This is a genomic window from Pseudonocardia sp. 73-21 (assembly GCF_001899645.1).
Classification (GTDB): domain Bacteria; phylum Actinomycetota; class Actinomycetes; order Mycobacteriales; family Pseudonocardiaceae; genus Pseudonocardia.
The window spans coordinates 62786-75453 of record NZ_MKVV01000024.1 but is presented as its reverse complement, the minus strand read 5'-3'; the positions used below and the strand labels follow the sequence as shown (position 1 = coordinate 75453).

Below are 12668 nucleotides of genomic sequence, written 5' to 3'. Positions count from 1 at the left end.
GGCCGGGGGGTGAACGGAGATCAGCGAACGTACGAAACGTCGGTATCCCAATGCGTGAACTGGAGGTCCTCGTACACCCGAATGGCGGCTTCGTTGTCGGCCTCGACGTAGAGCATCACCTGGTTGAGGCCACGGTCGCGGAGGTGGCGCAGGCCGGCGAGGGTGAGCGCCTTGCCCAGGTGCATCCCGCGGACCGCGGGATCGACGCCCAGCACGTAGACCTCACCGATCGGTTCGTGCGAGTGCTCTCCCGCGCTGGCCCCGTGCACCTTGGTCCAGTGGAATCCGAGCAGCCGGTCGTCGCCGTCGACGGCGAGCAGGAACCCCGCGGGGTCGAACCACGGCTCGGCCTCCCGCAGCTTCATCCGGTCGACGTCCCAGCCGCCCTGCTCGGGGTGCCAGTCGAACGCCGCGTTGTTGACGCGCAGGAACTCCGGCTCGTCGCGGCCGACGACGAACGGGCGCAGCCGCACACCCTCGGGGAACTCCGGCGCGGCCAGCGGCGCCAGGAGGCTGCGGCGCATCTGCCACAGCGTCCGGGTCCGGGTGAAGCCGTGACGCTCCGCGAGGGCCGCGGCGCCGGGGTGCCCGCCGTGGGCCCACAGCCGGAGACGGCCACCGGCCGGCGATCCGGCGGACGCCATCCGGTCGAGCAGGGCCTGCACCACCTGCTCACCGAGCCCGTGCCGGCGCCGGTCCGGGTGCACGACGAGCTCGCCCGCCCCGCCCGCCACCGGGTCGGTGGCGTCGAGGTGCGCGAACGCCACCAGCGCATCGCCGTCCCGGGCCACGAGGTGCAGGGCCTCGGCGTCACCACCGTGGCGCAGGTGCATGAGCACGTGCTCCGACAGCGGCGCGGTGCCGTCGACGTCGGCGGCGCCGGCCATCAGCGCCTGAACCTCGGCGATCTCGTTCTCGTCCAGCTCACCGTGCCACGTCAGTTCGACCACCCGGCCGACCCTAACTCAGGCCATGCCCGAGACGCCGTTCATCCGGCTGGGAGCCCGGTCGGCGTCGCCCTCGTCGGAGGCCTCGTCGGGCTCGGCGATCGAGGCGACGCCCAGCGCGCCCCGGCTGGGCCGCACGAACTTGTAGCCGACGTTGCGCACGGTGCCGATCATCTGCTCGTGCTCGGTACCGAGCTTGGCGCGCAGGCGCCGCACGTGGACGTCGACGGTGCGGGTGCCGCCGAAGAAGTCGTAGCCCCAGACCTCCTGCAGCAGCTGCGCCCGGGTGAACACCCGGCCGGCGTGCTGCGCGAGGTACTTGAGCAGCTCGAACTCCTTGTAGGTGAGCTCGAGCAGGCGGCCGCGCAGGCGGGCGGCGTAGGTGGCCTCGTCGATCACCAGCTCGCCCAGCACCAGCGCGCCGCCGTCACGGCCGGCGTCGGTGCCCGGGCGCGACTTGAGCAGCCGCAGGCGGGCGTCGACCTCGGCGGGGCCCGTGCCGGGCAGCAGGATCTCGTCGACCACCCACTCGCCGGAGACGGCCACCAGGCCGCCCTCGGTGAGCACGGCGACGACCGGCACGTCCATGCCCGTGCTGCCCAGCAGCCGGCACAGGCTGCGCGCGGCGACGAGGTCGGTGCGGGCGTCGACGAGCACGGCGTCGTGCGGACCGGCGTCCAGCAGGGCCGCCACCTCGGGGGCGGCGGTGCGGACACCGTGCGGGAGCAGGGTCAGCGCCGGCAGCACCGATCCGGGTTCGGGATCGGCCGTCAGCAGAAGGAGTTCCACGTGGTGCCTCCTCTTCGTCAGGGGGCCGGGGCACACGGTCTGGAGCCCCGAATCACGGCGGCGACGCTGACGCACCGTTCACACCCACGTGACGCGGCCGGAACAACGGCACGCGGATCGGTGCAGCTTAACCGGGTTTCGGGCCGCTTGCGACGGGTGCCGTATCCGATGGGACACCTCCGTTCACCCGGGTGCCACGTAACGGCCCCCTCGACGTCGCCGGATCGCCCGCCTCTACGGTCGTAGGCCCCGGCAGGGAGTCGTGGGAGAGGGTCGGAGGTCGGATGAGGCGCCTGGTCATCGCGCTGCTCGTACTGGTCGGGCTCCTGGTGGCCGCCGACTTCGGTTCGGCGGCGCTCGCCGAGTCGGCGGTGTCGCGCCAGATGCGCCAGCAGATCGGGCTCGCCGACGACCCGTCGGTGCGGATCAACGGCTTCCCGTTCCTCACGCAGGCCGCCTCGGGCCATTACTCCAGCATCGACGTGGACGCCCAGCACATCGCCGTCGGCAAGTTCCGGGACGTGGAGCTCACCGCCCACCTGTCCGACGTCACCGCGCCGCTGTCGATGCTGCTCGGTTCCGGGCCGAAGAACGTGCAGGTCGCGCGGGCCGAGGGCACGGCGAAGATCAGCGCGAACGATCTGGAGCGGCTGGTTCCGGGCGTCACGAAGGTGCGCATCGAGTCCGTCGACAAGAAGGCGTTGACCCAGCTCGTACAGAAGGGGGGCGACGCCTCGCTGGCCGATCTGGACCCCGACCGGACCGCCCGCCTCGTCGGCACCGTCACGGCGCTGGGGCAGCCGATCGAGGTGGCGGTCGTCGCGACGCTCGAGCTGGCCGGCAGCAAGGCGAAGATCGTGCCGCAGGACGTCCGGCTCAGCGACGGCACGGCGCTCCCGATCCCGGCCGTGGCGCAGCGCGCGATCCTGGGGCTGTTCGCGATCCCCCTCGACGTCGGCGCGCTCCCCCTCACGGTGACCCCCACCACGTTCCGGGCGCAGGACGGCGACCTCGTGATCAGCGGCACGGCGTCCGGGCTGAAGCTCGGCGGCGCGGCCACGGCCGGCTGAGGAATCCCGCGCCGCGCCGGCGCGTTGTGCCGCTCGTGAACGGAGTCGGAGTCGCGGTGCTGGTGGGCACGCTCGTGCTCGCCACGGTGGTCGGGATCGTCCTGCGGTCCCGCGACGGCCGGATGCGCGGCGGCGGCGGTGCGTCCGGCGGCTGGGCCCTCGCCGGTTCGGCTCCCGCCTCCGACGAGCGCGTGCTGCTGCTGCAGCTCTCCTCCCCCGTCTGCACCCCGTGTCGCCAGACCGCGGGCGTCCTCGGCGAGCTGACCGCCCGCACACCGGGCGTCGTCCACCTCGAGATCGACGTGGCCGACCGGCCCGACGTGGCCCGCGAGCTGGGCGTCATGCGCACCCCCACGGTGGTGGCGTTCGACCGCTCCGGGGCCGAGCTGACCCGCGTGTCGGGCGTGCCGCGCGTCGCCGATCTGGAAGCGGTGCTGGCCCCGGAGCTGAACCGGCCGTGATCCCGTCACCCGGTCGGGAAATCCAGTGGTTGGGAGCACGCTCCCGAAAGTCGGGACAGTCAGGTACCGTCGCCTGTGTGTTCTGGCCGCTGACCCGACGACGCGCAGTAGACCTGTGCCGCGTCGGCAGCTGCCTGTGTCCGGCCCTCTGAGCCGATCCGCGCCGTCGTGCGCCCTCTTCGTAGAGCCTCAGGAGCCCCGTCATGTCCCGTCCCGGTGACCCACCGGTCGATCCCCGCGGTGTCCGTTTCTCCGCCGCCGTGACCACCGTCGTCCTCGCGCTGGTGCTGCTGTCCGGCAGCGGCTGGCTGCTCGCGGCGCAGGCCGTGGTGTTCGCGCTCGGCGCGTTCGCCGGCCTGCGCTTCTCGCCCTACTCCGTCCTCTACCGCGCGCTGGTCGCGCCGCGGCTGGGCCCGCCGTCGACTCAGGAGGAGGCCGCACCCGTGCGCTTCTCCCAGACCGTCGGCCTCGTCTTCACCGTGGTCGGGGTGGTCGGCTACTTCACCGGCCTCACCGCGCTCGGCATCGTCGCCACCGCGTTCGCGCTGGCTGCTGCCTTCCTCAACGCCGCCTTCGGCTTCTGCCTGGGCTGCGAGATGTACGCCCTCATCGCCCGCGTTCGCAACAACAAGCAGGGAGCTACCGCATGAGCCGCCAGGACGTCCTGGTCACCGCCGACTGGGCCGAGCAGAACCTCGACTCCGACGGCGTCGTCTTCCTCGAGGTCGACGAGGACACCGCCGCGTACGACGGTGGTCACCTCCCCGGCGCCGTGAAGGTCAACTGGACCACCGAGCTGCAGGACGCGGTCCGCCGCGACATCGTCACCAAGGAGCAGTTCGAGCAGCTGCTGTCGGCCAAGGGCGTGAGCGACGGCGACACCGTGGTGCTCTACGGCGGCAACAACAACTGGTTCGCCGCCTACGCCTACTGGCAGTTCAAGCTCTACGGCCACGCCGACGTCCGGCTGCTCGACGGCGGGCGCAAGAAGTGGGAGCTCGACGGCCGCCCGCTCACCACCGACGTGGTGGAGCGCAAGGGCACCACCTACACCGCGAAGGACGCCGACAACTCCATCCGGGCGTTCCGCGACGAGGTCGTGGCCGCGATCGACACGAAGAACCTGGTCGACGTCCGCTCGCCCGACGAGTTCTCCGGCAAGATCAAGGCGCCGGCGCACCTGCCGCAGGAGCAGTCGCAGCGGGCGGGTCACATCCCGTCGGCGATCAACATCCCGTGGAGCAAGGCGGCCAACGAGGACGGCACGTTCCGGTCCGACGAGGAGCTCACCAAGCTCTACGGCGACGAGGGCTTCGACGGCTCGAAGTCCACCATCGCCTACTGCCGCATCGGCGAGCGCAGCTCCCACACCTGGGTCGTGCTGCACGAGCTGCTCGGGCACAACGACGTCAAGAACTACGACGGCAGCTGGACCGAGTACGGCTCGCTCATCGGCGTGCCGATCGAGCTGGGCAGTGGTCGCTGATGTGCGCCGCACCTGACCAGGGGATCACGCTGCCCGCGGGCACCGATCTCTCCAAGGAGACCGTGCTCACCGGGCGCGTGCTGGCCGGCGGCGAGCCCGTCGGCGGTGCGTTCGTCCGGCTGCTGGACGGCAGCGGCGAGTTCACCGCCGAGGTCGTGGCCAGCGCGAGCGGCGACTTCCGCTTCTTCGCCGCCCCCGGCACCTGGACGCTGCGCGCGCTGAGCCGCAGCGGCAACGGCCAGACGGTGCTGCAGGCGGAGGGCCCGGGGCTGCACAAGACCGAGGTGGCGGTGGCGTAGGCCCCGCGAGGCGTGCCAGTAGAGCCACTTTCCGGACGTCTGCGGACAGGGAAGTGGCTTTACCGGCGTCAGGGGTAGGGTCACCGGCCGTGCACTGGTTCTTCACGGTTCTGCTGATCGCCGCCAGCGCGGGCACGGTCGGGTTCGGCGCCCACCTGCTCCACCGGCTCTTCACCACCGAGCCGGCCGGGGAGAAGTCATGACCGACCCGGACCTGCCCGGCACGATCACCGGCCCCGCCAACGCGGCCCCGGACTCACCGCAGCGCAACCGGCCCCGCTTCGACGACCTGCCGGTCCCGGACGACACGGCCAACCTCCGCGAGGGCCCCGACCTGCACGAGCAGTGCCTCGGCCTGCTGCCCCTCATCGGGGTGTGGCGGGGAGCCGGCGAGGTCGTCTACCCGACGATCGACGGCCCCTTCGCCTTCGGCCAGCAGCTCGTCTTCGCCCACGACGGGCGCCCGTTCCTGTCCTACGAGGCCCGCGCGTGGCTGCTGGGGCCCGACGGCGAGATCCTGCGGCCCGCCGCCCGCGAGACCGGCTTCTGGCGGCCCCAGCCCGACGGCGAGCTCGAGGTGCTGATCACGCACGCCACCGGCATCTCGGAGATCTTCTACGGCCGCGCCCGCAACCTGACGTCGTGGGAGATCGAGACCGACGCGATCGTCCGCACGGCCAGCGCCAAGGACGTCACGGCGGGGCACCGGCTCTACGGGCTCGTCGACGGCGGCGACCTCGCCTACGTCGACGAGCGGGCGATGATGGGCCAGCCCCTCCAGCCGCACCTCTCGGCCCGGCTCAGCCGCATCGCGGGCTGAACCGCTACCGGTCCGCGGGCTGCTTCGCGAGCAGCGTGGTGACCTGCTCCACCGAGAACCCCGAGAGGCGGGCGAGCTGCTCGGTGCTGAGCCCCGACGACGCGAGCCGGGTCAGCACGTCGCTCAGCTGACCCCGGCAGGTCGCCAGCTCCTCCGCGGCGCCGACCGCGCGGGCCGGATCGGCGAGCAGCACCGCCAGCAGGCGGTCCCGGGCGTCGGCGGTGCGGCTGGGCACCGGTGCGGGCAGCGCGGCGGCATCGCGGCCCGCCGCGGCCCGTGCGGCCAGGGCGTGCGCGACCGCGGCCGCCACGGTCGGGCCGGAGCCGGTGGACTCCACGGCGACGCGGGACGGGGCACGGGGAGCCGGGGAGGTGGCCGGCTCCGGGTCGGCGGTCGCCGAGGGCGGGGGCTCCTCCGCGTCGGCGTCCCGGCCCGCTGGCTCCGGGACCACTGACTCCGGGACCACTGACTCCACGGCATCCGACTCCGCGGCTTCCGGCTCCGCGGCTTTCGGTGGCTCGGGCTGGGACGTCTCGGCCTGGGACGTCTCGGCCTGGGACGTCTCGGCCTGGGACGTCTCGGCCCGGGACGTCTCGGGCTGGGACGTCTCGGCCTGGGGCGTCTCGGGCTCGGACGTCTCGGGCTCGGCGGTTCCGGCCTCGTCCGCCGGGGCGGGCTGCACCACCGGCAGGGGGCCGGTGGTCACCGGCGCCGCCGCGGCGGGCCGGGCGCCCAGGAAGGCGACCGACGACACCGGCAACGGGGCGGTGTCGGCCTCCCGCACGGCGATCGCCTCGGCGACCGTCAACCGCTGCGGCAGGGCGGGCACGGTCACGCTCGGCGTCGGGGTGGGATCGGCCGTGGCCGCCTCCCCCGTCCAGTCTGCCGCCGTGGGCGCCGACGTCTCGTCACGGGCGGTGCGCCTACCGCGCAGGATCACCACGACGACCGCGATCACCGCGACCGCCACCACGGCGCACGCTCCCAGCGGGAACAGCACCTCCGGCGTCAGGGCCAGCTGCATGAGTGCGCACCGTACGCCTCATGACGTGACGGTGCGCGTTCGGGATCATCCAGAGCGTGACGTCGACGTCGAACGGTCGGGGGCTCCGGCGCCCTCACCCTTCGCGTCGGGCTTCGTGTCCTTCTTCTCCGGAGGCTTGACCGCGGGGGCCACCACCGTGGCGTCGGACGGTGCCGACGGCCGCACCGGGCCGACCTTCATCGTGGCCTCGACGTCGCCGGGCTTGTCCGACGGTTCCTTCTTCGCGGCGGGCGCCTCACGGCCCGGCTGGGCCAGCGGCCGGAAGAGGTCGGCCGGCTCCGGCTCGGGCTCGCTGCGCGGGCGCATCGACGCCTGCTCCCCCACCGCCGGGTACGCCCCGGTGGGCAGACGGTGGGCCGCCTTGACCTGCTTGCCCGCCTCGGAGGTGCGGCCGGAGTCACCGCCCGGCGGGACCGGGCTCGCGACGGTGGGTCTGCCCCGTGACGCGCCGCCCTGCTGACCGGCCGGCGGCGACCCGCTCGGCCCGGATCCCTTCTGCGCGGACCCCTTCTGCGCGGACCCGTTCTGAGCCGACCCGTTCTGAGCCGAGCCGTTCTGACCGGGCTTGCTCTGACTGGGCTTGCTCTGGGCGGCGTGGTTCTGGGGCGGGGGGTTCTGGCCCGCCGCGTTCTGGCCCGATGACGGCGGGCCCGAGGGCGCCTTCGGCCCGGACGGGGACTGACCGGAGACCGGAGGGGCGACGCGGGGTGCGCCCGCCTGGGGCGGACCGGACGGGCCCTGCGGAGGCTGGCCGGGCCGGGCCGGGCCCGACTGCGGTGATCCCGCCGGCGAGGGGGTCTTACCGCCCGCCGGGGGCTGCTGCGCCGAAGACTGCTGCGCCGCCGAGGAATGCGCCGCGGCCGGCTGGGGCCGCCCCGGCTGGCCATGGGGCTGGGCCGCGCCCGGCTGCTGGCCGGGGGACTGCTGACCGGGCGCCTGGGGCGGGCCGGCGGGTGCCGGACCGGGCCGGGGCTTCGGGGCGTTGGCGGCCGCCGGCCGCTCGCTGCCGGGAACCGGCTTCGCGCCTCCCTGCGACCCGCCGGGGGCCGCACCCGGGCCGGCCGGAGACTGGCGCGGGTTCGCGCCGTCCCGCGGGGCCGCGGCCATGCGGCCGGTGGGTGCGTGCAGCATCCCCTCGAGCTGGCCGCGCAGGCGCGTGAGCTCGTGCAGGACGGCGTCGCGCTGGCGCACGAGATCGGCCAGCTCGGCCCGGACGGACTCCGTCTCGGCCCGGGCGCCTGCCCGCGCCTTGTTGCGGATCTCCGCGGCCTCCTCCTCGGCGGCCTGCAGGATGCTCTGCATGCGGTCGGTGAAGCTGCCGATCATGTCGGGCTCGTCGGGACGGGGCCGCGGCGCCGGACGGGGAGCGCCGGGCGGGGGCTGACCGGGCTGACCAGGACCGGGACGGCCGTAGCCGGGCGGCGGGCCCTGTACGACGGGGATCGGCTGGCTGCGCACCAGCTCCAGGTCCGCGCGCATCCGGGACATCACCCGCTGCAGCCGTGCGACGTGCTCGTCGACCTGCCTGCGGTCGTAACCGCGGAGGACGACGTCGAAACGTGGGGCACCAACCCCACCCGCGTCGGCCGTCATCGTTGGTCCTTCCCGAACCTGTGGACACCCTGCATCTCGTCGAGGGTAGGGAGGCCGTGTCGGTCATACCGGCCCGTTCACCCTGACGGAGCATACCGATCGTGGACCGTTCGTCGTTCTGCCGGTGTTTCGCACCACCACTTTCGGGTTCCGGGGCGGTATAGAGGCCCTCACCGGACACCGGCCTACCATGGCGTTGTGGACACCTCGCTGCGACGAACGTTGCACCAGCGCGGCCTCCGGATGACGCCACAGCGACAGCTGGTGCTCGACGCCGTCCGTGATCTCGGCCACGCCACCCCGGAGCAGATCTGTACGCAGGTGCAGCGGTCCGCGCCCGCGGTCAACATCACCACCATCTACCGCACCCTCGACCTCATGGAGCGGATCGGCCTGCTGCGGCACACGCATCTGGGTCACGGCGCCCCGTCGTACTCCGAGGAGAAGCACCAGCACGTCCACGTCGTCTGCCACAGCTGCGGCGCGGTGTCCGAGGCGCCGCTGGACCTGCTCGACGGGGTCGTCGGGCGGTTGCGGTCCGACTCCGGGTTCGAGCTCGACGTCACCCACCTGGCACTGACCGGCACCTGCCACACGTGCCAGAGCACTCCACCGGAGGACGAGTAGATGACACTGCCCGAGCACCACATGGACGACGACGCCACCCTCCACCGCGGCGACCCACTGGCCGAGCAGCGGGCGATGGCCCGTTCCGCCGCCGTGGTCGACCGCAGCCACCGGAGCGTCATCGCCGTGCCCGGCGAGGACCGCCTGACCTGGCTGCACCTGCTGCTCACCCAGCACGTCAGCGCGCTGCCCGCCGACACCGGCACCGAGGCGCTGATCCTCGACCTGCAGGGCCGCGTGCTGCACCACATGGTGGTCGGCCACTGTGCCGATGCCTCCGGGGACGCCGTCGTCTACCTCGACACCGAGCCCGGTGAGCTCGCCGACCTGCTCGACTACCTGACGAAGATGGTGTTCTGGTCGAAGGTCGAGCCCCGCGACGCCACGGCGGAGCTCGCGGTGCTCAGCGTCGTCGGACCAGACACACCCGCGGTGCTGGCCGCGGCCGAGATCGCCGTGCCCGCCGCGCCCCACGGGGTGCTGGCGCTGCCCGGCGGCGGGTTCGTCCGCCGCATGGAGTGGCCGGGCGTCGACGCCGCCGACGTGGTGGTGCCCCGGGCCGAGAAGGACGACTGGCTGGCGCGGCTCACGGCCGCGGGCGCCCGCCCGGCGGGCACGATGGCGTTCGAGGCGCTGCGCGTGGAGTCGCGGCGGCCCCGCCTCGGCCTCGACACCGATGACCGCACCATCCCCCACGAGGTGGGCTGGATCGGGCCGGCCGTGCATCTGGAGAAGGGCTGCTACCGCGGCCAGGAGACGGTTGCGCGTGTCGCCAACCTGGGGCGTCCGCCTCGGCAGCTCGTCCTCCTGCACTTCGACGCGGGCGACGAGCAGCTCCCCGTACCGGGCGACCCCGTGGTCCGCGAGGGCCGCACCGTGGGCCGCGTCGGGTCCGTGGTGCAGCACCACGAGCTGGGCGCGGTGGCGCTGGCGCTGGTCAAGCGGTCGGTTCCCACCGACGCCGACCTGGTGGCCGGGGTGGGCGAACGCGCCACGCCGGCCCGCATCGACCCCGACTCGGTGCCCGCCGACGACGGCACGCTGCCGCCCGGCCGGGCGGCTCAGATGCGGGGCGGCCTCCGCGGCTGATCTCATCAGCTGGGACGACGGTCCCGGATGACGGGAACCCGACGTACCGTCGACGCATGGGTGAGGGCAACGGATACCGCTGGGTCGTGCTTGGCGTGGGCACGTTCGCGCAGGCCGCGACGGCCACGTACTTCCTCGGGCTCGCCGCCGTCACCCCGGCTCTGCGCGACCACTACAACCTGAGCCTGGCCGGCGTCGGGGCGCTGATCGGGGTGATCTCCGTCGGCCTGATCGCCACCCTCATCGCCTGGGGCGGGGCCGCGGACCGCTTCGGCGAGCGCGGGGTGATGACCGCCGGGCTCGTCGGGTCGGCGATCGCACTGGGGGCGACCACGTTCGTCCGCGACCCGATCGGGGTCGGTGCGCTCCTGCTGCTGGCAGGGGCGTCCGGGGCGAGCGTCAACGCCGCGAGCGGACGGGCCGTGCTCACCTGGTTCCCGGCCCGGAACCGCGGCATGGCGATGGCGGTCCGTCAGACGTCGGTGCCCGTCGGTGCCGCCGCGGCCGCGGTCGCGCTACCGGCCGTGGCCACGGCCTGGGGCGTGCCCGCGGTGTTCACCGTCCTGGCGGCCACGTGCGTCGTCGCCGCCGTCGCCGTGGCCGTGTGGATCCGTGAGCCGCCCGGACGCGGCGCCACCGGCCGCGCCCCCGCCACCGGCGTCCGCACGGTGCTGGCCGATCCCCGGCTCCTACGCCTGAGCGTGGGCGGAATGCTGCTGGTGGTGCCGCAGTTCCTGGGGTCGGTGTTCCTGGTCGAGGTCCTCCACGACGGGGCGGGGATGTCGCTGGCGCTGGCGGGCGGCCTGCTCGCCCTGACACAGGTGCTGGGCGGGATCGGACGGCTGGGCAACGGCTTCTGGTCCGACCGTGCAGGCAGCCGGCTCGGCCCGCTGCGGATCGTCGCGCTGGCCGTCGCCGTCGGGTTCGGCCTCGCCGCCGTCCTCGAACCCGGACCGGCCCCGCTGCTGGCCGCGGTGCTCGTGCCGGCCGCAGCACTGGCGATCAGCTGGAACGGGCTCGTGTTCACCGCCGCGGGTGAGCTCGCGCCCCAGGGCCGGGCCGCCACCGCGATGGCCGTCTCCAACACCGCGAACTACGTGGGAGCAGCCGCGGCACCGCCGCTGGGCGGCCTGGTGGCGCAGGCCGCGGGATGGCCGGCGATGCTGGTCATGGGTGCGATCGCGGCCGTCGGAGCGCTGGTGACCCTGCGCCGGAGCCGCGTGGAGGGCAGCCGTCCGGATGTTCCCGTTGTGTGAAGAACGGGTCCGTCGTCACAGGAAGAGGTGCCACGTCGCACACCTGGCGGTCAGCAAGGTATGGTCGTCAGCAGGACATTGATGAGATGAATGGGGCCGCCGAGACATCCGGCCGCCCCTTCCCTGTTGTAAGGGGGACCAGCCATGGGGCGCGGACGAGCCAAGGCCAAGCAGACGAAGGTGGCCCGCGAGCTCAAGTACAGCTCCCCCACGATGGATCTCGATGCGCTCCAGCGCGAGATCGGTAGTGGGACGGTGCTCCACGACGACGGGAAGGCGGATGACGACGACTACGACGACCCGTACGCCCCCGCCGATCTCGACGACGAGGGTCCCGGCGAGCGTCGCAGCCGTTATTGACGCTGCGCCCTCACCAGCCGTCAGCTGGTGAGGGTGAGTTCGAAGGAGTAACGGCTCGCCCGGTAGAGGTGCGAGCCGTACTCCACCGCACGGCCGGATTCGTCCCACGCCGTGCGGGTCATCGTGAGCACCGGCGCACCGCGGGAGTCCCCGAGCATGCGGGCCTCCGCGGTGGTCGCTGCGCGCGCACCCACCACCTGGTTCGCCATGCGCGGAATCCGGCCGGCGGCACGGAGCAGTTCGTAGAGTCCGTGCTGCTCGAGGTCCTCACGCCGTAGCGGCAGCACGTCCACGGGCACGGCGTTGTGCATGATCGCCAACGGCTCGCCGCCCGCATACCGGAGCCGCTCGAACCAGGTCACCTCCGTGCCCTCGGGGACCCCGAGAGCCTCGGCGATGTGGTCGGGTGCCGGCCTGATCTCGAACAGCCGCATCTCGGTGCGGGGCTCCTGACCGCTCTTGGCGAGGTCGTCGTAGAGGCTGGAGAGCTCCACGGGTCTGCGGACCTTGGGGTGCACGATCTGCGTGCCGACCCCCCGCTTGCGCACGAGCATGCCGCGTTCCACGAGGTACTGGATGGCGCGGCGCATCGTGGGCCGGGAGACCCCGAGCCGGGTGGCGAGGTCCACCTCGTTCTCCAGCCTGCCCCCGACGGGCATCTCCCCGTCCTCGATCAGCTGCTGCAGGCGAGTGGCCACCTGGAAGTACAGGGGCACCGGACTGGTCCGGTCGAGTGCCACCTCGGGCAGGAACCCTCCGGTCACCGATCCTCCTTGCACTTTGTCAGGACAAAGTGTTGACGTGCTCGTGCCGGGGAGAGTACACC

Annotated in this window: 15 protein-coding genes; 10 read left to right on the top strand and 5 right to left on the bottom strand. The window is 73.3% G+C overall.

From position 1 onward, the window contains the following. Nucleotides 1–20: 20 nt before the first annotated feature. Both mshD and BGP03_RS05600 read right to left on the bottom strand, forming a co-directional pair. A complete protein-coding gene (mshD, locus tag BGP03_RS05605) occupies nucleotides 21–950 on the bottom strand; it encodes a mycothiol synthase (RefSeq protein ID WP_296377515.1) in 930 nt (309 codons plus the stop codon). A 15-nt stretch (nucleotides 951–965) separates the two neighbouring features. Continuing rightward, nucleotides 966–1736, bottom strand: coding sequence for a response regulator transcription factor (locus tag BGP03_RS05600; protein ID WP_298799226.1), 771 nt, complete (start codon nucleotides 1734–1736; stop codon nucleotides 966–968). Between the two features lie 284 nt (nucleotides 1737–2020). On the opposite strand from BGP03_RS05600, the gene BGP03_RS05595 reads away from it, so the two are divergent. The 6 genes from BGP03_RS05595 (at nucleotide 2021) to BGP03_RS05570 (ending at nucleotide 5872) form a co-directional block, all read left to right on the top strand. After that, a complete protein-coding gene (locus BGP03_RS05595; protein WP_296377517.1) occupies nucleotides 2021–2806 on the top strand; it encodes a DUF2993 domain-containing protein in 786 nt (261 codons plus the stop codon). Between the two features lie 35 nt (nucleotides 2807–2841). Next, nucleotides 2842–3267 (top strand): thioredoxin family protein, encoded by a 426-nt coding sequence (locus BGP03_RS05590; protein ID WP_296377518.1) that lies wholly within the window; start codon nucleotides 2842–2844, stop codon nucleotides 3265–3267. A gap of 203 nt (nucleotides 3268–3470) precedes the next feature. Beyond that, nucleotides 3471–3917 carry a DUF4395 domain-containing protein gene (locus tag BGP03_RS05585; RefSeq protein ID WP_296377519.1) on the top strand — a complete coding sequence of 149 codons (447 nt, stop codon included), beginning with the start codon at nucleotides 3471–3473 and terminating at the stop codon, nucleotides 3915–3917. Further along, nucleotides 3914–4753 carry a sulfurtransferase gene (locus tag BGP03_RS05580; protein ID WP_296377520.1) on the top strand — a complete coding sequence of 280 codons (840 nt, stop codon included), beginning with the start codon at nucleotides 3914–3916 and terminating at the stop codon, nucleotides 4751–4753. Before BGP03_RS05585 ends, BGP03_RS05580 begins: the two co-directional genes overlap by 4 nt. Continuing rightward, nucleotides 4753–5052, top strand: coding sequence for a DUF1416 domain-containing protein (locus tag BGP03_RS05575; RefSeq protein ID WP_296377521.1), 300 nt, complete (start codon nucleotides 4753–4755; stop codon nucleotides 5050–5052). Before BGP03_RS05580 ends, BGP03_RS05575 begins: the two co-directional genes overlap by 1 nt. 199 nt (nucleotides 5053–5251) lie before the next feature. Continuing rightward, entirely contained in the window at nucleotides 5252–5872 is a 621-nt protein-coding gene (locus BGP03_RS05570) for an FABP family protein (RefSeq protein WP_296377522.1), read from the top strand. 4 nt (nucleotides 5873–5876) lie between these two features. Here the strand turns inward: BGP03_RS05570 and BGP03_RS05565 are convergent, their stop codons facing one another. Together BGP03_RS05565 and BGP03_RS05560 are read right to left on the bottom strand one after the other, a co-directional pair. Then, a complete protein-coding gene (locus BGP03_RS05565) occupies nucleotides 5877–6896 on the bottom strand; it encodes a hypothetical protein (RefSeq protein WP_298799225.1) in 1020 nt (339 codons plus the stop codon). Between the two features lie 45 nt (nucleotides 6897–6941). Further along, entirely contained in the window at nucleotides 6942–8510 is a 1569-nt protein-coding gene (locus BGP03_RS05560; protein WP_298799224.1) for a hypothetical protein, read from the bottom strand. A gap of 243 nt (nucleotides 8511–8753) precedes the next feature. On the opposite strand from BGP03_RS05560, the gene BGP03_RS05555 reads away from it, so the two are divergent. The 4 genes from BGP03_RS05555 (at nucleotide 8754) to BGP03_RS05540 (ending at nucleotide 11842) form a co-directional block, all read left to right on the top strand. Continuing rightward, nucleotides 8754–9137 (top strand): transcriptional repressor, encoded by a 384-nt coding sequence (locus BGP03_RS05555; protein WP_363093240.1) that lies wholly within the window; start codon nucleotides 8754–8756, stop codon nucleotides 9135–9137. Continuing rightward, nucleotides 9138–10226 (top strand): glycine cleavage T C-terminal barrel domain-containing protein, encoded by a 1089-nt coding sequence (locus BGP03_RS05550; protein ID WP_298799223.1) that lies wholly within the window; start codon nucleotides 9138–9140, stop codon nucleotides 10224–10226. 56 nt (nucleotides 10227–10282) lie between these two features. Further along, nucleotides 10283–11482, top strand: a complete 1200-nt coding sequence (locus BGP03_RS05545) for an MFS transporter (protein WP_298799222.1) — start codon at nucleotides 10283–10285, stop codon at nucleotides 11480–11482. A 144-nt stretch (nucleotides 11483–11626) separates the two neighbouring features. Next, the gene (locus BGP03_RS05540) at nucleotides 11627–11842 is read left to right on the top strand and encodes a DUF3073 domain-containing protein (RefSeq protein ID WP_296376448.1); all 216 of its coding nucleotides are present in this window, start codon (nucleotides 11627–11629) and stop codon (nucleotides 11840–11842) included. A 20-nt stretch (nucleotides 11843–11862) separates the two neighbouring features. Here BGP03_RS05540 and BGP03_RS05535 read toward each other — a convergent pair whose 3' ends face one another. Beyond that, nucleotides 11863–12606: a GntR family transcriptional regulator gene (locus BGP03_RS05535; protein ID WP_296376449.1), complete on the bottom strand. Its 744-nt coding sequence runs from the start codon at nucleotides 12604–12606 to the stop codon at nucleotides 11863–11865. Between the last annotated feature and the right edge of the window lie 62 nt (nucleotides 12607–12668).